Here is a 22,599-nt window from a genome sequence, read left to right on the forward strand (position 1 = left end):
CCGTGGGTACAAAATCATCACTCAATGCATTCAATCTGGAAAATAGCTCTTTTTAGCATCGTCTGGCTCACAGTTCGGGCACAGTCGAACCCGCCAATTACCCTGGCGAATGAGCGCGTGAAAGTCAGCTGGAAAAATACGCCGAATGGCTGGGCCATCGGGCAGGTAGCCGTTCGGAAAGGCGCAGGCTGGGTAAACATGGCAACGCCCTCTGGTGAGAACACCCTGCTATACGCGGCCGAGAAACCCTCCGACAAGCCTGACACGACGTTTAAGGACATTACAGGCGAGGTGTTTCCCAGCGAAAAATACCACTACCAGCGGAAACAGTGGGCCGAAAGCACTAATCCTGTTTCGCTGAACAAGGCCGGGACAGCTACGTATTTCTTCCCGAAAGAAGCAAAGCAGACGAGCGCGAACAGCCTGTCGTTTCAGCAGGAAACGGATGTGGCCACGGTCAGCACGGTCTGGTCGTTCGACCCGAAATTCCCGTCAGACATTGTCGTGAAGCAGACTATCAAAGCCAAAAAGCCGGGCTATTTCTCGCTGGCCAGCCCAACGCTGGCGCGTGTTGCGGAGCCGAATCTGGCCTGGGCCACCATACCGGGCTATTTTCAAGGCAATAGACTCCAGCCCAACTTTGCATTGGCCTACGCCTATGGGCATGGCATCCCGACGATTCCGGCGGTGTACCGGGAACGGTGTGCCAGTACGCTTTGTCCCATGGTGACGACGAAAAACGGCCTGACGCTTTCGGTCATTCCAGAACCGGGGCTGTCGCGCGATCCCTGGGCAGTGGATAAAAGCACACAGATCGACTGGGAGATTGGCCTGTCGCACATGAACCGCAAGGCGCAGTTGTCGCCAACGCTATACTACCCCGTTTTGGGCGAGCCGAAGTCCAGCCTGCAACCCGGCCAGACCATCAGCTACACCTTTCGCTATAGCCTGACCGACGGCGACTGGTTCAAGGCCCTCAATCATGCAGTATATGGTGTGTATCAATTTAAGGAAGCGCTGGCGTTGCGGCAGTCCACCCAATCGCTGACGGATCGCATTGAGAAAATGCACCACTACCTCACCGACCCCAAAACGTCGCTCTGGAACATTGAAGAGTTTGAAGGAAAAAAACTTGGCGCGCAGTCGTACCTCGGGGGCGTGGTGGGGTCGAATAAAGACGCAATGAAAAATTCGGATTACGGCGCCATGTGGATGCTCGCCAACGCCACTCACGACCCGCTCCTGACCGAAAATGTGCTTCCCTACGCCGAAAACTTCAAACTGGCCCAGCAGGAAACCGGCAACAGTTTCTTCAAAGGCGCGCCCGAAGGGCAGTATTATCTGGCAAAATCCAAGAAGTTCGTGGAGGAATGGGGCTCCGTCGTTGAGCCGATTGGCCTGACGTATTATACCATGCTCGACATTGGCAACATGCTCCTCTTCGACCCCACCAATACCGAACTCAAAGAGCGGCTTCGGCTGGGAGCCGACCGTCTGCTGACCTGGCAGAAACCTGATGGCCGATGGGCGGTAGCCTACGACCGGAACACGGAAAAGGAGATTTTTACCGATATTCAGGATGTGCGCCCTACGTTCTACGGTCTGATTGTCGCCTACCGCATCCTGAAAGATCCAAAATACCTCGCTGCCGCCCGCAAAGGTGCCGACTGGTTTATCAAAAATGCGGTCGAGACGGGTAGTTTTCTGGGCGTCTGTGGCGATGCTCGCTATGCACCCGATTTCGCCACGGGCCAGTCGGCGCAGGCGCTGCTGGATTTATATGATTTGACGAAGGATGCCCGCTACCAGCAATCGGCTATTACAGCGGCCAAGATTTACACAACGTCTATTTATACCCACCCCATTGCCAGCCATAAACCGAAAACGGTATTCGGACTACCGCGCGAAGACTGGGAGATCAGCCAGACGGGCTTGAGCTTCGAGCATGGCGGCATTTTCGGATCGGCTACGCGGCTGGGGCCCATTCAGTTGTGCAGCCACGCGGGTCTGTTCATTAGGATGTACCAACTGACGAAAGAACCGATTTTTGCGGACATGGCTCGGGCGGGAGCTATCGGCCGCGATGCGTTTGTTGAACCCAAAACGAGTGTGGCGTCCTATTACTGGGATCGGATGAACAAAGGATCGGGGCCGTATCCGCACCACGCCTGGTGGCAGATCGGCTGGCTCACCGACTACCTGATGGCCGAAGCCGAACTGCGCTCCAACGGCAAGGTGACGTTCCCGCGCGGTTTCGTGACGCCTAAGGTTGGTCCGCATCAGACGTATGGTTTCAGTGCCGGGATGGTGTACGGGCAACCCGCCAGCCTGCTTATTCAGGAAGGGCTGGTTCAGCCTGGCAGCCCCGTCATCGACTACATCCTGGCTCGCTCTGCCGACCAGAAGAAAGTATACATCGTGTTGCAGAATAATCGGGCACAAGCCACTCAAACAACAGTGAAACTAAACCCGGTCGTTCTACAGAAAGCTATTGCTAGTGCTCGCTGGATACCTACCAATCAGGCCATTTCGGGGAATGATATTGCGCTGGATCTGCCGGGATTCGGGCAGAGCGTGCTAGAGGTGGAATTACGGTAAAAAATTAACCCCACGGGAGCGGCCGACCGTCCCCGGCCGCTCCCCTTGAAAAAAGGGGAGCGGTGACTCTCGCAAATAACCCATCTCTTGGACAGGCTGAAATAGAATTTTAGCTTAGTGAGGTTACAGTTCGACAAAACGGGCTAACGCCACTCGCTTTTAGCCCCTCCCCTTTTTTAGGAGAGGGGTTGGGGTGGGGTAGATTTCTTAAAACATATGAATACAACCATAGATACCGCCGTTATCGTCATTTTTTCGGCTTTTGTGCTTGCCATCGGGATGCTGTTTGCCCGGACGGGGCGCAACCTCAAGTCCTTCTTTGCGGGGGGCGAAGCGGTGCCCTGGTTCATTGGCGGGCTGTCGCTTTTTATGAGCTTCTTCTCGGCAGGAACGTTCGTAGCCTGGGGGTCCATTGCCTACAAACACGGCTGGGTGGCCATCACCATTCAGTGGACCATGTGCATCGGTGCGCTCGTGACGGGCCTGTATCTGGCGCCCCGCTGGAAACAAACGGGTGCCATGACAGCCGCCGAGTTCATTCGGGAACGGCTGGGCGCCACTGTGCAGAAAGTGTATATTTTCATTTTCACGCTGGTATCGCTGTTCATCAAAGGGTCGGTGCTGTACCCGGTGGCAAAACTGGTCAGCGTTTCGCTTAATCTGCCACTGGTGCCCTGTACCATCGGCCTGGGCTTTTTCATGATCGCCTATACAGCCGTCGGAGGGCTTTGGGCGGTGATGGTTACTGATATTTTGCAGTTCGTCGTGCTGTCGGCTGCCGTGTTTATCCTGCTGCCCTTATCGCTGGATCGGGTGGGCGGTTTCGATGGATTCGTGAACGCCGTACCGGACGATTTCTTCAACCTGCTCAACGGCGAATACACCTTTGGATTTGTAGCCGCTTTCGTGATCTATCATATCTGCTACATTGGTGGTAACTGGACGTTCGTGCAGCGGTACACCAGCGTCGACAGTCCGAAGTCGGCGAAAAAGGTGGCGTTTCTGTTTGCGGGGCTCTACCTGATCAGCCCGGTTATCTGGATGCTGCCGCCCATGATTTACAAAGTCATCAACCCCTCGTTGACCGGCCTGGATACCGAGAATGCGTATTTGATGATCTGCAAACTCGTTTTGCCACCAGGTTTGCTGGGACTCATGCTGACGGGCATGTATTTCTCCACGTCGGCGAGTGCCAATACCGCCTTAAACGTCGTTTCGGCCGTTTTTACCAACGATATCTACAAAGGATTAATCAATCCGACTGCCTCGGATAAGCAGTTGATTCGGGTGGCGCGGGGTTCGTCCTGGCTATTTGGGTTGGGAATGATCGCCATTGCCCTGATGGTTCCGGCAGCGGGCGGCATCGTGGAAGTTGTTCTGAGCATTTCGTCTATTTCGGGCGGGCCGCTGCTGGCTCCCCCGCTTTGGGCACTGTTCTCCAAACGCCTGACCAGCCGGGCTACGCTCTGGATCACCGGCATCAGCTTAAGCGCGAATCTATTCTTCAAAATTCTGGCTCCTCTGTTGCTCAATTTTAAGCTGACGCGCGCCGAAGAAACGATGATTGGTGTTGGCTTTCCGTTCCTGATGTTGCTCGGCTACGAGCTATGGGCACGGTCGAAGGAAAGCATCGCTCAAGAATATTACCAATACCTGATTGCCCGTCAGCAAAAACGGGATGATGCCCAGGCCGAATCGCCCGAGGAAGCGCTGGCCGTACGAAAGCAGAACCGGTTTGGCCTGCGTGTCATTGCGGGCTCCCTGGTGTTCACGGCGCTGATGCTGTGTGGCCTGAGCTTCCTGACGACGGAAGGCGCGGGCATAACGGCGACGATTTCGGGGGTGGTTCTGGTGCTTGCGCTGATTCCATGGCGGGCCGCTCAGCGGGTGCAATTGTCATCAGGCCCGGAGCAAATTGAGAAACTCATCAATACGAATCTATAGTCCACCCGACATTACAAGGTATTCAGGATTGCCAAAAAGGTATGATTTACAGTAAAACAAGCCTTAAAGAAATTTCAATGATACAAGTACGCTGGTTATTAAGTCTATTCGTTTACACAGGTCTGACGCTTTCTGGTTTTGCCCAATACACCATCCGGGACCCTAATGCGCTTCCGCTGCATGGGGAGTGGCGTTTTGCCCTCGACCCCATAGACGCGGGTGAGCGCGGTAAATGGTATCAGGAAGATGCCTCCCTGAATCGCTGGGATAAAGTGACAGTGCCGCATTGCTTCTCCGTCGATCCCCGCTACCAGTTTTATACCGGTACAGCCTGGTATCGCCGGACGTTCCCTTTTCAGGTAACGCCCGGGAAACGGGTCATTCTCCATTTCGATGCGGCTTATTATGAAACATCGGTCTGGATAAACAACCAGAAAGTTGGTACCCACGAAGGTGGCTACACGCCGTTTCACTTCGATATTACCAACTACTTGAAAACTGATCTGGCCAATGGGGCCGTGAATACTATCGCGATCTCGGTGAATAACAACACCTGGAAAACGACGACCATACCAGGCGCAAAAGACAATAACCTGCCCGAATCGTTTCCGGGCTGGATAAACTACGGCGGCCTGATCCGGCCCGTCTACCTGACCGTCGAGCCAGAGGTATATGTCGAAAACATCAAGACGGAAACCATGCCGGATTTGGTGAAGGGCACATCCATACTGAAAATTAAAACCCGCGTCCGGAATGCGGGTAAGCAGGCCAGTGCGCCCAAACTCTCGTTTCGGGTAGAGCAAAATGGCAAACCCATAAATCTAACCTGGAAACAGTCGTCGGGTACCGTTGCTGCTGACCAAACGACGGTGCTGGAGGCCGAAACGGTGCTGAAAGCTGCTGATGTTAAGCTGTGGAGCGTCGATCAGCCAGCCTTATACGACCTGCAGGTGATTGCTGCCACTGACACGGTTCGGTCTCATTTTGGTATTCGGAAAGTAGAGGTTCGAAATGCGCAACTGCTGCTGAATGGGCAACCGATCAAAGTTGCGGGGGGTAACCGTGTAGTCGATTATACCGGCTTAGGTTCGCTCGAACCCGATTGGCTGGTTGAAAAAGACATGCGGCTGATGAAAGAAGCGGGCATGGAACTCCAGCGTCTTACGCACTACACACCATCCGAAACTGTCTACGATTGGGCCGATCGCAACGGCATGCTCATCATCAGCGAAGCGGGCAACTGGCAGCTCACACCCCGCCAAATGGACAATGATACTATGCGTACCAAGTTCCGGCAGCAGTTTCGCGAGATGGCCGAACGCGACTGGAATCACCCGGCTGTGATTGCCTATAGCGTTGGTAATGAGTATCTCTCTGAACAACCGGCGGGTCAGCGGTGGACGAAAGACATGATTGCCTACGCCCGCGAACTCGACCCGACCCGGCTCTATACGTTCGCATCCATGCGGCTGAATATATTGCCAAAGAAACCGGAAGATGAAGCGAGTCAGTACTGCGATTTCGTTTCCACCAACACCTACGGCAATCACACGAATGTGCTGAAACATATCCATGCGCTCTATCCGGATAAACCAATCTTTATCAGCGAATACGGTACGCGGGCCGATGGCAAGGATAGCGAAGCGGGTCAGGTTACGCATATCGAAAAGTTTCTGACGGATATTCGGCAGTTGCCCTACGTGGTGGGCGCGTCCTGGTGGTCGTTCAATGACTATTTAAGTCGGCACGACGGCACCAATCCGGACGGTACTCGCCCGTGGGGGCTGGTTCGGGGAGATCGATCGAAACGCCCTCTGTACAAAGCCCACCAAACGGGTATGGCACCCGTCACCATCGAAAAAGTAAGTTGGTTGCCAGGTACTGGAGGAGTCTATACGGTAACTCTACGGGTGACGGCCCGGAACGATTTCCCGGCCTATGCCATCAAAAAGTATCAATTAAAAACAGGTAGCACAACGCGGCTCATTCCTGATCTGCAACCGGGCCAAAGCGCCAACATTACCTTTCCCGTGCGTGGTTTCGACAAATCGCTCACTGTAGAGGTTATCAAACCAACCGGCTTTTCAATTCTTACCCAAACCATTGACTCAACGAATGATACGCGAACAAGCAACCGATAAACGAACACTAAAAACCGTTCGACACGAGGCCGACCTGATTGTGGTGGGTGGCGGACTGTCGGGCGTTTGCTGCGCCATTACAGCGGCTCGGGCGGGCACGCAGGTATTGCTGATACAAGATCGCCCGGTGCTGGGCGGAAACTCGTCGTCCGAAGTGCGGCTATGGGTGCTGGGGGCCACCTCGCACATGGGCAATAATAACCGCTGGGCGCGGGAAGGGGGCGTTATCGATGAGTTGCTGCTCGAAAACCTCTACCGAAATCGGGAAGGTAATCCTCTGATTTTTGACACCATTTTGCTTGAAAAAGTGGTCCTGGAACCTAATATCAAGCTCTTACTCAATACGGCGGTCTATGAAGTTGAAAAATCCGATGCCGATACGATTAGCGGATTGAAAGCCTATTGCAGCCAGAATAGTACCCGGTACGAGCTGGTAGCGCCACTTTTTTGCGATGCCTCGGGCGACGGAATCGTTGGTTTTCAGGCCGGTGCCGCCTTCCGAATGGGGGCCGAAAGCCGGGAAGAATTCGGCGAGAAGTTTGCACCAACCGCTGAATACGGTGAATTGCTGGGGCATTCGCTCTACTTCTACACCAAAGACACAGGCCGACCGGTTCGCTTCGTGCCGCCTGCTTATGCGCTGGACGACATCACCAAAATTCCGCGCTACAAACGCTTCAACGCACAGGAATATGGCTGTCAGTTGTGGTGGATCGAATACGGCGGTCGGCTCGACACGGTTCACGATACCGAAGCCATCAAATGGGAACTCTGGAAAGTGGTGTACGGCGTCTGGAATTACATCAAAAACTCCGGTCAGTTTCCCGAAGCCGAAACGATGACGCTGGAATGGGTCGGGCAAATTCCCGGCAAACGCGAAAGTCGTCGGTTCGAAGGCGATTATATGCTCACCCAGCAGGACGTAGTCGAGCAGCGAACGCATCCCGATGCTGTTGCCTTTGGCGGCTGGTCGATCGATCTGCACCCCGCCGACGGTATTTTTTCGGAGAAACCGGGTTGCAACCAGTGGCACAGCAAGGGCATGTATCAGATTCCGTATCGCTGCCTCTACAGCCGAAACATCACGAATCTATTTCTCGCTGGCCGCATCATTAGTGCCTCCCATGTCGCGTTTGGCTCCTCGCGGGTGATGGCGACGGGCGCTCACGTTGGGCAGGCCGTGGGTATGGCGGCCGCCCTATGCACTCAAACTGGATTGATGCCCCGCAACCTGACCGAACCCGTACAAATTCAGCAGCTACAGCAGCAACTGCTCAAAACGGGTCAGCATATTCCCGGCCTTTCGCTCCGCGACCAGGATGACCTGACTCATAGCGCCAACCTGTCGGCATCCAGCGAATTCATATTGAACCAGCTTCCTCCGGATGGGCCCTTACAACCGCTGACCTATTCGGCGGCTCAGATGCTTCCCCTTCCGGCGGGTATCGTTCCTCCAATGACCGCCTTCGTCACCGCCGATCAGGCCACAACGTTGACCGTCGATTTACGGCGCAGTAGCAAGTCGTTGAATCATACGCCCGATGTAACGCTGGAGACATTAACCATTCCGCTATCGAAGGGCAAACAGACCATAGAGCTGCCCTTTACCAGCCGGATGGATGAGCCGGGATACGTGTTTGTCATGTTTATGAAAAACGAACACGTGCAGTTGCAATACAGCCAGTTGCGCGTGACGGGCGTTTTGTCGGTGTTTAATAAAATCAACCCGGCCGTTTCAAATTATGGGAAACAGGAGCCAACAGACGATATTGGCGTCGATACATTTGAGTTCTGGTGTCCCGAACGTCGGCCAGCGGGGCAAAACATTGCGCTGACCATTAGCGGAGGCATTCCGCTATTCGGAGCCGAAAACAGTCGAAATGGGCTTCAGCGGCCAACCAGCCAGCCTAATGCCTGGGTGGCAGCCGCCGATGATCCGAATCCAACGCTTACCCTTTCCTGGCCGACAAGGCAACGAATTAGCCGGGTTGAACTCCGTTTCGATACCGACTTCGACCATCCACTCGAAACCGTTATCATGATCCACCCGGAAACCGTTTCGCCATTTTGCGTAGACGAATTCGAGTTATGTAATGACCGTCAGGAACGCATTTTTCACCAGACCAATAACCACCAGAGTAACCGCACCATTCGGTTTGAGCAACCTATAGAAACGAACAACCTGACCATTCATCTAAAGAAAAATAGCGGCTTTGGGGAGGGTAATTCGGTTCCGGCTTCCCTTATGGAAATCAGATGTTACGAGTAGTACGCTTTAGCTTTACTTCGAGAGGACGATTTTTCTTGTCAGGATGGAGTCGCCAACGGCCAGGTGGAGGAAATACAGGCCCGACGGCAGTTGGCTGAGGTCGAGTTGCTGGTTTATGGCCTTGTTTTTAACGGGCACTGTTTGCTGGCGCAGCAACTGGCCACCCGGCCCGGCAATACTCAGTTGAACGCTGGTAACGGAGGTTGTCAGGTCTGCCTTTAACTGGACAATCCCATTGGTCACCGGGTTCGGGTAAATCTGAAGTGTACCATTCGTCGTTGGCTCATTTGCCAGGACGAGTGGCGCGGGTGGTGCCTGAATGCGCAGGTTATCGATTGCCCAGCCCCAGCCGTGCGACAGTTGATCGGCCAGCAACCGGAAGCGAACCAGAATCTGGTCGCCCGCCCGAAACAGGCTTTTCTGGTTCAGAAGGGGTATATCGCGGTGGCGGTACAAAGCCGGCACGCCTACCGTTGTCGAGTTTTGTTCCCCTGCCGGACTCAGTACTACACCAATGGTATACGCCTTTAGCCAATCGGGGTTGTCGGCCGAGCTATACGCATCCAGCAAGGGCCGCCAGGTTGACCCATTATCGCTGGAACCTTCTACAACGACATAATCAAAGAAATTTTTATCCCCAAGACGACTTCCTACGCTCCCTGGCTCGACCAGCACCACTTCATCGAACCGAATTACGGCGCTATCCGGATTTGCTTTAATCCGGATGGGTGACAGCAGTACATAGTCGTAACTACTCTGGCTTTTGAAATCGGAGCCGTTTCGGTACGGGTGTTCTGAATGAAGGGCCGGATTCCCAAACCCGGCCGGAGTCGACAAACTGAAGCCATTGCCCACAAAGTCGCTGGCCGTTGTGGCATCGGTAAACGGATTGATGTATTGATCACGAACCGCCAGCGGAGACACCACCCGGAGTTCATAAAACCCCGTTGCGGGGTTAATGGCCTGGTTTTTCGTTCTTGCCGAGTCCCGGGCGATAATACGATAGGTAATCTTGTCGCCCGACTTCAGCGAGTTGGCCGGAAAATTGATCCGGTTTATATAGAGGCTATCATACGTAATGTTCGCAATGGTCTGGCGGCTATAGCGCAATGGAAGAGTAGGCTGCGCAACGCCATTGATCTGATACTCGACATAAGCCGCGCTGATCGTACTCCGGTCATCGGCAATACGGGCGTAGATGGGCAAACTGTCCGCCACAGCGGTAGAAAAAATAGTGCTCTTCGCTGGACTATACTGAATGATTGGCGGTGTGTTGTCGGGCCCAATCCGGACATGATGCCAGGTTTGTGCACCGTTTGAGAGTTTGCCAGGGTTTGAAAACAGACGGCCGCTGGCATCCTGCGCCTGAAAATAATACCAGATGTCGCCCTGGGCTTGCGCGGCCGGAAGCGTATACTGATACGTATCCGTCGTACCGATTCGTACGGGCGATGCCGCCGTTGCGGCCGAATCGCTGACCGTGGGAGCCGTTTTTCGGTAAAACAGCCGAACCGAGTTAGCCACCAGATTGGTATCGCTGACAACCCGAACACTGAAAACAAAGTCCTTCACATCTTCCGAATTCAACACTGGCTCATGAAGAACGGACGTCGTTTTCCACTCCATATCGGCAAAGAGCGCAAGCACCATATAGCCCGGCGAGTGAATCGACTCAGCCCGGCCCAGAAAGGCGCTCATCAACGAGTTGATATCCCCTTTTGGATACGTCTCATCATCCAGATGGTAGATACTCGACGCCCGGTCGAAGATCGCTTTGGCCTGTAGTCGCAGTTTCTGCAAGCTTGTTTGCTTCAGAATTGTGCCATTCAGAAACAGGTCGTTGCCCGTGAGCTGCCGGTTCAGGAGAATCGAGTTATTCGGGTAATCGGTTTGGGAGGTCACCAACCGCTTCCGTTGGCCATTTTCGATGAAGTGATCGTAAATAGACGGTAAATCGGCCAGGTATTGCCCATTACCCTGATCGCCCTTACCGCTTTCGACGTTAAAGAAGCCAATGAAGCCCAGGCCATGCGCCAACTCATGCAGAACCGCCGTAACCAGATCGGCCTGACCGCTTGGCGTTTTCCCATCCGTACCATAATACCAATCGTTGTTTCGGTTAAAATCGGCTACGATGTCGGCCTCCGTAGGGCTGTTTAATTCGCGACGGGCAATTTTTTCGGCCAAAGCGATGGGATAGAAGGCTCTGGCTTTTTGCCCCCCATCGAAACTATATCGGTACGAAGCAGGTCCGGCTGACCCAAGTACATTTGGTTCCTGCGACACCCAGTTGGCTTGTATTCGAATGGGTACCGGCGACACGATCAGCGTCGACCAGATATCGACGGCATACTGAAAAGCCCGTTTAGCATCCGCCGTAAAGTTGTTGTACGTAACAATAAACTGTGCCGTAGGGGCCATCGGGCGGCCATTAGGGCTAATTCGATTCAGGAAACTACTCGGCGCCGGTATGCGTGACATCGCGTCGAGACCCGTTGAATAGTAGGTACATTTAGTGCCTGCCAGCGACAGGCTAACGGGCTTTGCCAGCCCTTCAGCTGAAACTAATCCATTGCTTTTCTGGGCTGATACCCTCGTCGCGCCTAATAGCCCGATGATGATAATCAGTCGGAACACATACCCATAATTCATATAAACGTATAGCGTTTCGGCCAATAGTTGTCGTGTTACTAATTTTGCAAAGGTCACTACTAATCGGCAACTGACAATAATACAAAAGGGCCGTTTAAAAATAAACGACCCTATACTGCCAGGATTTATGATACACCGGGTTGAAACCCGGCGCAGATGATCTAAGTCATGCATTGCGCCGGGTTTCAACCCGGTGTATCATAAATCCTGACTATATGAAATAAATTGACTCCAACGCCGACCTTATACCGTATCGCCTGTTCGCTTCAGTACCAGCGATACGGAGTTCAGACAATAGCGGAGGCCGCCGGGAGGGGGACCGTCATTGAAGACGTGCCCAAGGTGCGCATCACAAATATTGCACAGCACTTCCACCCGGGACATGCCGTAGCTGTTGTCTTTTTCCAGTCGAATCCGCTCCTGTTCAATGGGTTCTGTGAAACTTGGCCAGCCCGTTCCTGACTCGAACTTGGTTTTTGATTCAAATAGCTCCGTGCCACAGCATACACAAGCGTAAAGGCCGGGGTCGTGCGCTTCGCAGTACTCACCCGAAAAGGCGCGCTCAGTACCTTTGCCCCGCGCCACCCGGTATTGTTCCGGCGTCAGTTGCTGCCGCCATTCTTCGTCCGTTTTTATTACTTTTTGAATCATAAGCCATTTGTCGTTTTAGCGTTTGTCGTTTGTGGGAACCAACCGGTGTTACTTTGTTTTGACAGGTAACCACGTTGGCTTACTCAATTCCTGAGTGAACTGTATAAACGTAAACACGTCGGTCTACAAATTTGTCTTTTTAAGGCTGTAAATTTGCACCCAATTCGGTTTATGAGCGAGGTGTGCATCAGCCAGTATAGCAACGGACCGCCACAAATCGTAAACCGTAACCCGAAAGAACATTGACCACCCGGCAGATTTTACAACAATTTTGGGGTTACTCCACCTTCCGGCCCATGCAGGAAGATGTGGTCGATACAGTATTGGCCCGGCAGGATTCACTCGTCCTGATGCCAACCGGGGGCGGGAAATCCATTTGTTTTCAGGTGCCAGCGCTGGCCATGAAGGGCGTTTGTATTGTCGTTACGCCCCTGATTGCTCTGATGAAAGACCAGGTGGAGCAATTGCGCAGGCGAGGCATTCCGGCCGCAGCCATTTATTCGGGGATGCACTACCGCGAGATCGATACGACCCTCGACAACTGCATTTACGGAAATACCAAGTTTTTGTACGTTTCGCCCGAACGACTCCGCACGGAAATCGTTATTGAACGGGTTAAGCAGATGACGGTATGCCTGCTGGCCGTTGATGAAGCCCACTGTATCTCGGCCTGGGGGTACGATTTCCGGCCGCCCTATCTGCAAATCGCTGAGTTCCGCGACCTCATTCCCGATACGCCGATTATTGCCCTGACGGCTTCCGCTACGCCCGATGTTCAGGCGGATATTGTGGAAAAGCTGGCCCTTCGGGCGCCACAGATTTTCCGGCAATCCTTTGCGCGGGCAAACTTGTCTTATTCGGCGGTGCTCGAAGAAAATAAAGATGCCCGGTTGCTTCGTGTTCTCCAGAATGTGCCGGGCTGTGCCATTGTCTACGTTCGAAGCCGGAAGCAGACCCAACATGTAGCGCAGTGGCTTGTACGCCAGGGTATTTCGGCCGACTTTTATCATGCCGGGCTAACAACCCTGCAACGCGCTGAAAAACAGGACGCCTGGATACAGGACAGAACGCGGGTGATGGTGGCCACGAATGCGTTTGGCATGGGCATCGACAAACCCGACGTTCGGGTGGTGGTGCATCTGGACGTACCCGACTCCCTCGAAGCGTATTATCAGGAAGCGGGCCGTGCTGGCCGTGACGGCCAAAAGGCGTATGCCGTCATGCTCTATACCCATAATGATCTGGAGAATTTGCGGTTCCGAACGGAACAGCTTTACCAGCCTGTTGAGATGCTCCGTCGGGTGTATCAGGCCATTGCCAATTATACCGCTGTGCCCATTGGCGGTGGTGAGTTCACCAGCTACGATTTTGACCTGAGTTCGTTTACCAATACGTTTAACCTGCCCCCTCAGGAAACCCATTACGCGCTCAAGCAGCTTCAGTTGGAGGGATTTATTCAACTCAATGAGAATTATTACCATCCTTCCCGGCTGGCCATTGTGCTGGATAACCGCCAGCTATACGAGTTTCAGGTTCTGAATCCACGTTTCGATTCGTTCCTTAAATTACTATTACGGCTGTATGGGGGCGAGTTATTCACCGACTTCATTACCATTTCAGAATCGACACTGGCGCGCGCCTTTCTATTGAATCAACCCGAAATAGAAGAACTGCTTGAGCAGTTGCATCAGCGCAATGTGGTTATCTATGAAAAGCAGAAAGATAAACCCCAGCTTACGTTCCTCACCCCCCGACTCGACGCGCCCTCGCTTCCTGTCAATGTGCAGGAGTTGAACCGCCGGAAAGAGCTGGCGATGCGAAAAGTGCAGGCGGCTATTCTCTACACCGAACATCCAACCCAGTGCCGAACCAGGCTTTTGCAAGCCTATTTTGGCGAAAAACCGGGTGCCGATAGCCTATCAACAGACCGGGCCTGTGGAATTTGCGATAACTGCATAAAGAAGAAAAAGAAAGCGGAGGCTGCTTCATCGGCAGTTCGGGAGCAGGTGCGCGACTATGTCGCCCTGGCGAATGGCCCCGGTGTATCGCCCAAGCAGCTCTCGTATCATTTTGCCCAAACGGATGCAGACACCCTGGCCCAGACGCTAAAGCAAATGCTGGCCGAAGAGGAAATCCAATACAACAAAAGCGGAAACCTGACGCTCAAATAGTCTTTCACACCCCTGGACACTGTCTTCACCTGGCGGATATGCCCATTTGCCAAGTTTTTTCGAGGAATGGCTTCCTTAACGGGACTTTACGTCAGGCAGGTAGTTTAGCGAATGGCGGGTTCGTAACAGGAGTTGGCCCGCCATCCGGACGGTGGTCCGAATGGCCACAGACCACAGAGTAGAATGGAATTGGATAACGCCATTATGCGAAGAGATTATACTCATAAATGAGTTGAGCCAAAGCCTAATACCGTGATTTTGCCTGAATTAGCGGTTAAAAGTCGGGCTTTTTTACTTACTTTACCTATCTCCCTATTTATCAGCTAAACCCGTTAGTCTTATGGTTCAGGACGTACCTGCTACAAGTACCGCGCTTGGTCGGGGCATCAAACACATTGGTATCGGGAAGTACGGCAGCAAGCCACTCACCCCCGAACTGCTGGCTGAGTGCCGGGTAGCGCTGGCTGATCCAACTGCCCATCCGCTACAACGGGGGGCTTTCCTGGGCGCGTTGCTGGCCAAAGGACCCACGCCGGAAGAGCGAACGCTCGAAGACGTAATAGGTAAAGGAGCTTTCGCTCACCCAACTTTTCTGATCAATAAAATCTGCCCTGATTTACCCGAAGGAATGCTCCATATCGCAACGAAACTCGTGCGTGGTGCTAACCTGCAAGTGGCCGAAGCAGAGCAGTTGGGCGACTACCTTTTTGGCAATGGCATCTGCGAGACGTTTCGGGGTCTGGCGGCCAGCATTATGCGGGTTCGGCACGAAACGAATGAAGAATACCAGGGGCTGATGCGGGCGGCTGAACGAACCTTTTCGCCCGGTTTCGGACCCATGAGCTGTGCTGATCGGCCCTTACTGCAACTTGCTGAGCCGTTTGATGGAGTCGAACACAGTTATCTGATTACGCCCTTACTGGCGCAGTTTTTTCAGAAACGGGGTTATGGAGCCATCTCCATGGTTGGCCGTTCGGGTGGACCTAAGTTTACGCTCAATGCCCTTGATTTATACATGAATCTGGGCTGCCGGTTTCTGCAGAGTAACCACGAGTTCGACACGCCCCTGGCCTCCTATGGCTGGGTGCTCGACCAAAAAGCACTCTCTCCGGCGCTCAATCGTTGGGTCGAACGGCGCCATGTGATCATAAAACGGCCGTTTCTGGCGACACTCGAAAAGGTGCTGAATCCCTGCCACGCCCAGATTCTGGTGACGTCGGTGTTTCATATTACTTATCAGATGAAAATGGCTGAACTGGCGATGCTGGCCGGTTACGATGCCGTTATTGTACTGAAACGTGGGCTGGAGGGTACGCTGGCTCCATCCACAAGCCGGGCGACGGGTATTTTATGCGCCGTCCGAACGGCGCAGGGACATTTATTCTTTCAGCACTTTGAGGGTGATGCGCCTGCCTTCGCAGCCTTTCGGACAGAATCGGAGCCTGAATATGAGCAACCGCAGGCGCTCGATAACGCCCGTCTTGTCCGGCAATTCATGACCGATGGCCAAACGGCTAATGCCGACTTCGACAACCGGGTTCGCTTTGCCCATGCACTATACGGCCGGGGCCTGGATTGGATTGAAGGACAGCTTCGGTAATGGCTGATTAGCGTGAAAACTGTACCTTTGCGTCTCAACTAGTTGGCAGAAAAGGTATTCGACAGCATCTTGCTGTCGGGGCTGCCCAACGTAGGTACCACCGATAGCAAGATGCTGTCGAATACATGTATGACGGACGTAGTAATCATTGGCGGAGGAATCGTAGGATTAGCCACCGCGCTTCAGTTAAAACAGCAACGGCCTGCTCTAAAGGTTATTTTGATTGAGAAAGAGGCTTCCGTTGCTCGCCACCAAACGGGCCACAATAGCGGGGTCATTCACTCGGGCCTGTATTATAAACCCGGTAGCCTCAAAGCTACGAATTGCATCCGTGGCTATCACATGCTCATCGACTTCTGCAAGGCGGAAGGCATATCCTATGACCTTTGCGGAAAAATTGTGGTAGCGACCAAGCCGGAAGAGCTACCGCAGTTGGACGTCTTATACGAACGGGGCCAGTTGAACGGGCTTGGCGGATTGAAAAAACTAACGCTGGCTGAGATGCGCGAGATTGAGCCGCACGTAACGGGCGTGGCGGGTATGTTTGTCCCACAAACCGGCATCGTTGATTATAAGGAGGTATCCGATAAATACGCTCAGAAATTTTTGTCCATTGGGGGCGACATACGGCTTAGTGAACGTGTTGAGCAGGTAACGCCAGGGACGAGTCTGAGTATTGTGGTTACCAACAAAGATCGGTATGAAGCGAAATTGGTCGTCAATTGCGCGGGCTTGTATTCCGATAAAATTGCTCAATTAACCCAGCGGGAAGCGGTCGATGTTCGGATTGTGCCGTTCCGGGGTGAGTACTTCAAGATTAAAGCGGAGAAACAGTACCTCGTTAAAAACCTCATATATCCGGTCCCAGATCCGAACTTTCCGTTTCTGGGCGTTCACTTTACCCGCATGATTCATGGCGGGGTAGAAGCCGGACCGAACGCCGTGCTGGCGTTTCAACGGGAAGGGTACACGAAGTCGGACATCAATTTGAAGGAAATGTATGAAACGCTCTCATGGCCGGGATTCCAGAAAGTAGCCGCCAAGTACTGGCAAACGGGTCTGGGTGAAATGTATCGTTCCTTCTCAAAAGCGGCTTTTACCAAAGCGTTACAGGCCCTGATTCCCGAAGTGCAGGAGTCTGATCTGGAGCCGGGGGGCGCGGGCGTTCGGGCACAGGCATGTGATCGAACGGGTGGTTTGCTGGACGATTTCGCTATTCTGGAGACCGATAAGGCAATCAACGTTGTCAACGCCCCATCGCCAGCGGCCACGTCTTCCTTGTCGATTGGTAAAACCGTTTCGGAGAAAGTGCTTGCCCGATTTTAAGCCATCTTTAACAAACAATATCAGGTACAGACGGTTTTTTAGTAGAATGAGCTTTTACACGTTCTAACCGATCAACCCTATGAAAGCCGACAATCAAACTGACGTATTAGATACTCCCTCTGATCTCAAAGATAAAGGTATACAGAAGGTGGCCGAGGCTGTTAATGGTCTCGTAGCCGATGCCTTTGCGCTGTATATCAAGACGAAAAACTACCACTGGCACATGTCCGGTCGCCATTTCCGCGACTATCATTTGCTGCTGGATGAGCAGGCCGACCAGATTTTTGCCACGATTGACCCACTCGCTGAACGCGTTCGTAAACTGGGAGAAAACACGATCCGATCCGTAGCGCATATTGCGCAATTACAACGGGTAAAGGACAATGACGAAGATTTCGTTGCCCCAAAAGACATGCTGGTTGATTTGATGAACGAGAATAAAAAAATGGCAAAAGCGATGCGGGACGCCCACAAAGTGGCCGATGATGCCGAAGACGTAGCAACAGCCAGCCTGCTCGAAGTATATATCGACGAAACCGAACGACGCACCTGGTTCCTATTCGAAACGACAAGGGAGCTGAATTAAATGGCCTTTGTTTTACACAGAATGGGCTGAATTCGCTAACGAATTCAGCCCATTCTGTTTTTTTCATCCTGGCAACATCAATTGTTAATCAATCATTTCAAAGCCACAGTAAGGAACCAGCCCCTTCGGAATTCTGATTCCTTCTGGCGTCTGATTATTCTCCAGAATGGAGGCCAGAATACGCGGCAAGGCTAGGGCTGAGCCGTTTAGTGTGTGCATCAACTGCATCTTTCCTTCTAATTTGCTCCGTAGCTTAAGCCGGTTTGCCTGGTACGTCTCGAAATTAGAGACGGAGCTAACCTCCAGCCAACGCTCTTGAGCCGCCGACCAAACTTCCATGTCGTACGTAAGCGCCGATGTAAAGCCCATATCGCCCCCGCAAAGCCGCAGAACCCGGTAAGGAAGTTCCAGCTTTTGCAGCAACGATTGCACATGCAGGCTCATTTCTTCTAAAGCGGCATACGAGTTTTCCGGCTTTTCAATGCGAACGATTTCAACTTTGTCGAACTGGTGCAACCGATTCAATCCCCGAACATGTGCGCCCCACGAGCCCGCTTCCCGCCGGAAACAGGGCGTATAGCCTACGTTCTTAACCGGCAACTGATTTTCGGGCAGAATCACATCGCGGTAAATGTTCGTAATGGGTACTTCCGCCGTTGGAATCAGGTACAACTTATCCTCGGTAGCAAAATACATCTGGCCTTCTTTGTCCGGCAGTTGTCCCGTACCGAAGCCCGAATCTTCGTTGACCAGAATTGGGGGCTGTATTTCAACATAACCCGCGTTGAGGGCTTCGTCGAGAAAAAAATTGATCAGCGCCCGCTGAATACGGGCGCCTTTGCCTTTGTAGACAGGGAAGCCCGCACCGGCGATTTTCACGCCCAACTCGAAATCAATAATATCGTATTTCTTGATCAGCTCCCAGTGCGGTTGGGCGGCATCATGGAGCGTAGGCTTCTCGCCCTGTTCCAGCACAACTTCATTATCCTCGGCGCTACGGCCGGCCGGAACGCTGCTGTGGGGAATATTGGGTATCGTGACAAGAACCGCCTGCAAATCAACTTCCACCTGACGAAGGGCGTCGGCAAGGTCTTTCGAGCGAACTTTTAATTCAGCCGTCTCAGCTTTGGCCGCTTCAGCCGCGGCTTTGTCTCCGGCTTTCATCAATGCCCCAATTTGGCTTGCTTTCGCGTTGGATTGCGCCAGTACATCGTCAAGCTCACGTTGGGTATCGCGCCGTTTCTGGTCGAGCGTCAGTACGTCATCGACCACTGTTTCGGCATTGGCAAAGTTTCGTTTCCCAAGGCCCGCCAACACGGTGTCTTTATTCTCACGGATAAAATTGAGTTGCAGCATACTAGTGGTTAATCAGACGTTCGATGACGTCAATAAATTCTTGATTTCGTGGCACATAGAGAACGATGTCGTCATTGTTCTCTATGTCCTTGGTCCGTGTCCTCACGGACCACTTCAGATAAAGTATGGTGGGGGACGTGTTACACCGAGAATAGTCCGTCGTTCAGCGCATTCAAGGCTTCGGCTTTGTAACGGCCATGAACCAGTAAGGATAAATTGCTTTCGGTTCCACCGTATGAGATCATCCGGATTGGGATGCTTTTCATGGCGTTGAATACCCGTACCGCTACTCCTTCATTATCAGCGCTGAAGTTACCAACAATGCAGATAATTGTTTGATCGTGATCCGGTTCTTCGAGCGTGCAGAACGTGTTTAACTCGTCCGTAATTTCCTGAAGGCGTTCGGTATTGTCAATCGTTACCGATACCGATACTTCGGACGTTGCCAGCATGTCGACCGGCGTTTTATACTTCTCGAAGATCTCGAAAATACGGCGTAAAAACCCATAAGCGTTCAGCATACGAGTCGAGTGAATATATAGGGCTGTGATACCGTCTTTGGCTGCAATCGCCTTAAATACCTCGCTGGAGGTACGGTCGGCAATGAGTGTGCCGGGAGCAACCGGGTCCATCGTGTTTTTCAACCGCACGGGTACACCGAACATCCGGGCGGGCGTAATGGTGGATGGGTGCAGAATTTTTGCCCCGAAATAAGCCAGCTCAGCGGCTTCATCGAAGGTAAGCTCACGAACAGGGAACGTATTCTTGACAATACGCGGGTCGTTGTTATGCATCCCGTCGATGTCGGTCCAGATCTGAATTTCTTCCGCCCGAATGGCTCCACCAATCAGGGAGGCCGTATAATCCGAGCCACCCCGTTTAAGGTTATCGACTTCGCCACGCGGATTCCGGCAAATGAACCCCTGTGTTACAATAATCTGCTTATCGCTATGAAGGGGCAGTATTTCGGCCAGCTTCTCTTCGGTGTATTGAATTTCAGGCTCGTTATCGGCATCGATACGCATGAACTCCAGCGCCGGCAACAGCGCCGAGCTAACCCCTTCTTCAGCCAGATACGCCTGAAAAATCTGGGTGCTCAGCAACTCGCCCTCGGCAACCAGCTCTTTTTCCTGTTTGAGCGTGAAAGGCTTAATACCCGTCAGTGACCGGATAAACGAAAACTCGCTATCGATAATTTGCTGTCCGGCGGATTTTCCTTCGGTCGTTTTATAAAGTTCGCCGAGGAATTCGTCGTAATGCGCTTTTAGGGTATCGATTTTTGTATTGGCATCGGCGTCATTATTGGCCTTCAGCGATTCGCCAATGGCCAGTAAAGCGTTGGTGGTGCCAGACAAAGCCGACAGAACGACGATTTTGCGGGTGTCGTCATTGGTGATCAGGGTACGGATGGAGTGCATACGCTCGGGCTTCCCGACCGATGTGCCGCCAAATTTCCAGACGTGCATAATGGTGAAAGAGTGAATGAGCGAAAGAGCGGAGGAGTGTCTGGGAGGCTTTCGCTCCGCACCGGGGGCCCGGATTCACTCGTTCGCTCTTTCACTCTTTAAAATTTACTGTATACCTGTTGTTGCAATCCTAACATTTTAATGGCGGTTATAGCCGCTTCGTCGCCTTTGTTACCGTGTTTGCCGCCCGCCCGATCAAGAGCCTGCTGCTGATCGTTCGGGGTGAGAACGCCAAAAATAACGGGTTTGCTGGTTTTCAGGCTAACGTTAGTCAGCCCCTGGGCAACCGCGTGATTGATGTAATCATTGTGCTTGGTTTCTCCCTGAATAACGCAGCCAAGCGCAATAATGGCGTCGATGTCGTCCCGTTGGGCAAACCATAGAGAGGCCAGACTCAATTCGTAACTACCCGGCACATTACCCCGAATAATGTTTTCGGGCTTCGCCCCGTGCTGAAGCAGTGTTTTGTAGGCCCCCTCAAAGAGGGCTTCAGTCACTTCGGTGTTCCATTCCGAGACTAGTATACCAAATCGCCGATCGCTTATATCGGGTAATTCGTCTGTTGAAAAGACGCTGAGATTTTTTAAGTCTGATGCCATCTAAACCGGGATTTATTTGATTTCAATGATTTTCTTGATTGTAATACCTACACAAATGATCCTGCGAGATTTATTGATTTAGGTCTTTCCAGTGAAAGCGGCAGATTTGAATCATGATTAGTCAGAAAAATCATAAAAATCTCGCCGGGCTGCCGATGCGGTTCGGACAATAAAAAAGGACAAAACCGGGTCGGCTTTGTCCTTTGCTGTATTGATTTGTTCAAGTACGCTTATGACTCGCCGACCATTGCTTCAAGCACGGATTTATACTTCTTGGCACTACCTACTTCAGCGGATTGACTGTACTTTTCAATAATTTCGTTGTAAGCCTCAATGGCTTTATCGTTCTGTTTCGCCTGCTCGTAGGCAACGGCTAACTTCAACAGATAGCCGGGCGTGAAGAACTTGTTCGATTTATAGTCAGCCGCTTTACGGTAATAATCGGCCGCTTCGTCAAAGCTTTTCTTTTCCATATAGGCATCGCCAATGAGTGCATAGGCGCGGCCCTGAACCAGCAGATCTGAGGAGCTAAAGCTTTTGAGGTGATCAATCGCTTCATCGTATTTGCCTTCTTTCAGCAAACCAACACCGGCATAAAATTCGGCCAGATTACCACTCGGCGTCGAGCCGTAATTGTCGGCAACAGCTAACAGGCCAGGGCTTTTACCATCGCCATTCAGGGCTTTCTTCAACGAATCTGCTTCCAGTTGGTAAACCGACGGAAACATTTCTACCTGGGCTGTTTCGTCCTGCGTACTTACGTAATACCGATAGCCAAAAAAACCGGCCACCAGCAGAACGATGCCACCAAGAATACCCAGAACAATATTTTTGTTCTGTTGGAAATAATCACCAACGTCTTCTAATCTTCCCTCTAATGCGTCCGGGTCTTCTAAAAAGTCCAGGCCTGGATTCTTCTTGCTCATGCTTTTGCAATTTGGAGTGCAAAATTAGGAATATTTACAATCACGGAAAAGGGTATGCCTCAAAAGTTTACGATTCATTTTATTCCTGCAGCGTCATATCACGTACTGCCAGCACTTCCGACGACCGAACGGGCCTGATTTGATGGGCTAATAGTGTCTCAATGGCTATGGCTTCGCCAGTCAATGTGACAAATTCAACTTCAAAGGCTTGCCCGTCGTTATATACTGTTAAAATCGTGCCAACATCACCAGATTTCAAGCGACCGTCAGCTATATCTTCCTGTAAAACAACTAAATCAAACTCATTCATACGT

Annotated in this window: 16 protein-coding genes; 8 read left to right on the top strand and 8 right to left on the bottom strand. The window is 52.3% G+C overall.

Annotated features, from left to right (window positions below; translation table 11 throughout):
• Window positions 1–24: 24 nt before the first annotated feature.
• The 4 genes from ACYVAM_RS04460 (at window position 25) to ACYVAM_RS04475 (ending at window position 8,952) form a co-directional block, all read left to right on the top strand.
• Window positions 25–2,598 carry a glycoside hydrolase family protein gene (locus ACYVAM_RS04460; RefSeq protein WP_461064358.1) on the top strand — a complete coding sequence of 858 codons (2,574 nt, stop codon included), beginning with the start codon at window positions 25–27 and terminating at the stop codon, window positions 2,596–2,598.
• A 216-nt stretch (window positions 2,599–2,814) separates the two neighbouring features.
• Window positions 2,815–4,542 (top strand): sodium:solute symporter family protein, encoded by a 1,728-nt coding sequence (locus tag ACYVAM_RS04465; RefSeq protein WP_461064360.1) that lies wholly within the window; start codon window positions 2,815–2,817, stop codon window positions 4,540–4,542.
• A 77-nt stretch (window positions 4,543–4,619) separates the two neighbouring features.
• Complete coding sequence (locus ACYVAM_RS04470; RefSeq protein ID WP_461064362.1) at window positions 4,620–6,683, top strand: glycoside hydrolase family 2 protein; 2,064 nt, start codon at window positions 4,620–4,622, stop codon at window positions 6,681–6,683.
• Window positions 6,658–8,952, top strand: coding sequence for an FAD-dependent oxidoreductase (locus ACYVAM_RS04475; RefSeq protein WP_461064364.1), 2,295 nt, complete (start codon window positions 6,658–6,660; stop codon window positions 8,950–8,952). The genes ACYVAM_RS04470 and ACYVAM_RS04475 overlap by 26 nt, the downstream gene beginning before the upstream one ends.
• Window positions 8,953–8,964: 12 nt before the next feature.
• On the opposite strand, the gene ACYVAM_RS04480 is transcribed toward ACYVAM_RS04475, so the two are convergent.
• Together ACYVAM_RS04480 and msrB are read right to left on the bottom strand one after the other, a co-directional pair.
• On the bottom strand, window positions 8,965–11,604 hold the full coding sequence (locus ACYVAM_RS04480; protein WP_461064366.1) for a T9SS type A sorting domain-containing protein: 2,640 nt from the start codon (window positions 11,602–11,604) through the stop codon (window positions 8,965–8,967).
• A gap of 243 nt (window positions 11,605–11,847) precedes the next feature.
• Window positions 11,848–12,255, bottom strand: coding sequence for a peptide-methionine (R)-S-oxide reductase MsrB (gene msrB / locus ACYVAM_RS04485; protein ID WP_461064368.1), 408 nt, complete (start codon window positions 12,253–12,255; stop codon window positions 11,848–11,850).
• 242 nt (window positions 12,256–12,497) lie between these two features.
• Here msrB and ACYVAM_RS04490 point away from each other — a divergent pair, with 242 nt between their 5' ends.
• Complete coding sequence (locus ACYVAM_RS04490; RefSeq protein WP_461064370.1) at window positions 12,498–14,426, top strand: RecQ family ATP-dependent DNA helicase; 1,929 nt, start codon at window positions 12,498–12,500, stop codon at window positions 14,424–14,426.
• A 75-nt stretch (window positions 14,427–14,501) separates the two neighbouring features.
• On the opposite strand, the gene ACYVAM_RS04495 is transcribed toward ACYVAM_RS04490, so the two are convergent.
• Window positions 14,502–14,651: a hypothetical protein gene (locus tag ACYVAM_RS04495; protein WP_461064372.1), complete on the bottom strand. Its 150-nt coding sequence runs from the start codon at window positions 14,649–14,651 to the stop codon at window positions 14,502–14,504.
• Window positions 14,652–14,766: 115 nt separating this feature from the next.
• On the opposite strand from ACYVAM_RS04495, the gene ACYVAM_RS04500 reads away from it, so the two are divergent.
• From ACYVAM_RS04500 to ACYVAM_RS04510, 3 genes are all read left to right on the top strand, one after another.
• On the top strand, window positions 14,767–16,026 hold the full coding sequence (locus ACYVAM_RS04500; RefSeq protein ID WP_461064374.1) for an anthranilate phosphoribosyltransferase: 1,260 nt from the start codon (window positions 14,767–14,769) through the stop codon (window positions 16,024–16,026).
• A 129-nt stretch (window positions 16,027–16,155) separates the two neighbouring features.
• Window positions 16,156–17,352, top strand: a complete 1,197-nt coding sequence (gene lhgO / locus ACYVAM_RS04505; RefSeq protein WP_461065670.1) for an L-2-hydroxyglutarate oxidase — start codon at window positions 16,156–16,158, stop codon at window positions 17,350–17,352.
• Between the two features lie 79 nt (window positions 17,353–17,431).
• The gene (locus ACYVAM_RS04510) at window positions 17,432–17,938 is read left to right on the top strand and encodes a Dps family protein (protein ID WP_461064376.1); all 507 of its coding nucleotides are present in this window, start codon (window positions 17,432–17,434) and stop codon (window positions 17,936–17,938) included.
• A gap of 84 nt (window positions 17,939–18,022) precedes the next feature.
• Here the strand turns inward: ACYVAM_RS04510 and serS are convergent, their stop codons facing one another.
• The 5 genes from serS to ACYVAM_RS04535 all read right to left on the bottom strand — a co-directional run bounded on the left by serS (window position 18,023) and on the right by ACYVAM_RS04535 (window position 22,595).
• A complete protein-coding gene (gene serS / locus ACYVAM_RS04515; RefSeq protein ID WP_461064377.1) occupies window positions 18,023–19,294 on the bottom strand; it encodes a serine--tRNA ligase in 1,272 nt (423 codons plus the stop codon).
• Window positions 19,295–19,434: 140 nt separating this feature from the next.
• Entirely contained in the window at window positions 19,435–20,760 is a 1,326-nt protein-coding gene (locus ACYVAM_RS04520) for an aspartate kinase (RefSeq protein ID WP_461064379.1), read from the bottom strand.
• Between the two features lie 98 nt (window positions 20,761–20,858).
• Window positions 20,859–21,359 carry a 6,7-dimethyl-8-ribityllumazine synthase gene (gene ribH / locus ACYVAM_RS04525; protein ID WP_461064381.1) on the bottom strand — a complete coding sequence of 167 codons (501 nt, stop codon included), beginning with the start codon at window positions 21,357–21,359 and terminating at the stop codon, window positions 20,859–20,861.
• A gap of 230 nt (window positions 21,360–21,589) precedes the next feature.
• Complete coding sequence (locus tag ACYVAM_RS04530) at window positions 21,590–22,285, bottom strand: tetratricopeptide repeat protein (RefSeq protein WP_461064383.1); 696 nt, start codon at window positions 22,283–22,285, stop codon at window positions 21,590–21,592.
• A gap of 79 nt (window positions 22,286–22,364) precedes the next feature.
• Window positions 22,365–22,595, bottom strand: coding sequence for a DUF4926 domain-containing protein (locus tag ACYVAM_RS04535; protein WP_461064385.1), 231 nt, complete (start codon window positions 22,593–22,595; stop codon window positions 22,365–22,367).
• Between the last annotated feature and the right edge of the window lie 4 nt (window positions 22,596–22,599).

Source organism: Spirosoma horti (genome assembly GCF_054776595.1).

Bases quoted from the DNA above. Each gene is read 5' to 3' on its own strand.
- ACYVAM_RS04460 (WP_461064358.1), top strand. From the start codon at position 25: ATGCATTCAATCTGGAAAATAGCTCTTTTTAGCATCGTCTGGCTCACA.
- ACYVAM_RS04465 (WP_461064360.1), top strand. From the start codon at position 2,815: ATGAATACAACCATAGATACCGCCGTTATCGTCATTTTTTCGGCTTTT.
- ACYVAM_RS04470 (WP_461064362.1), top strand. From the start codon at position 4,620: ATGATACAAGTACGCTGGTTATTAAGTCTATTCGTTTACACAGGTCTG.
- ACYVAM_RS04475 (WP_461064364.1), top strand. From the start codon at position 6,658: ATGATACGCGAACAAGCAACCGATAAACGAACACTAAAAACCGTTCGA.
- ACYVAM_RS04480 (WP_461064366.1), bottom strand. From the start codon at position 11,604: ATGAATTATGGGTATGTGTTCCGACTGATTATCATCATCGGGCTATTA.
- msrB (WP_461064368.1), bottom strand. From the start codon at position 12,255: ATGATTCAAAAAGTAATAAAAACGGACGAAGAATGGCGGCAGCAACTG.
- ACYVAM_RS04495 (WP_461064372.1), bottom strand. From the start codon at position 14,651: ATGAGTATAATCTCTTCGCATAATGGCGTTATCCAATTCCATTCTACT.
- ACYVAM_RS04500 (WP_461064374.1), top strand. From the start codon at position 14,767: ATGGTTCAGGACGTACCTGCTACAAGTACCGCGCTTGGTCGGGGCATC.
- lhgO (WP_461065670.1), top strand. From the start codon at position 16,156: ATGACGGACGTAGTAATCATTGGCGGAGGAATCGTAGGATTAGCCACC.
- ACYVAM_RS04510 (WP_461064376.1), top strand. From the start codon at position 17,432: ATGAAAGCCGACAATCAAACTGACGTATTAGATACTCCCTCTGATCTC.
- serS (WP_461064377.1), bottom strand. From the start codon at position 19,294: ATGCTGCAACTCAATTTTATCCGTGAGAATAAAGACACCGTGTTGGCG.
- ACYVAM_RS04520 (WP_461064379.1), bottom strand. From the start codon at position 20,760: ATGCACGTCTGGAAATTTGGCGGCACATCGGTCGGGAAGCCCGAGCGT.
- ribH (WP_461064381.1), bottom strand. From the start codon at position 21,359: ATGGCATCAGACTTAAAAAATCTCAGCGTCTTTTCAACAGACGAATTA.
- ACYVAM_RS04530 (WP_461064383.1), bottom strand. From the start codon at position 22,285: ATGAGCAAGAAGAATCCAGGCCTGGACTTTTTAGAAGACCCGGACGCA.
- ACYVAM_RS04535 (WP_461064385.1), bottom strand. From the start codon at position 22,595: ATGAATGAGTTTGATTTAGTTGTTTTACAGGAAGATATAGCTGACGGT.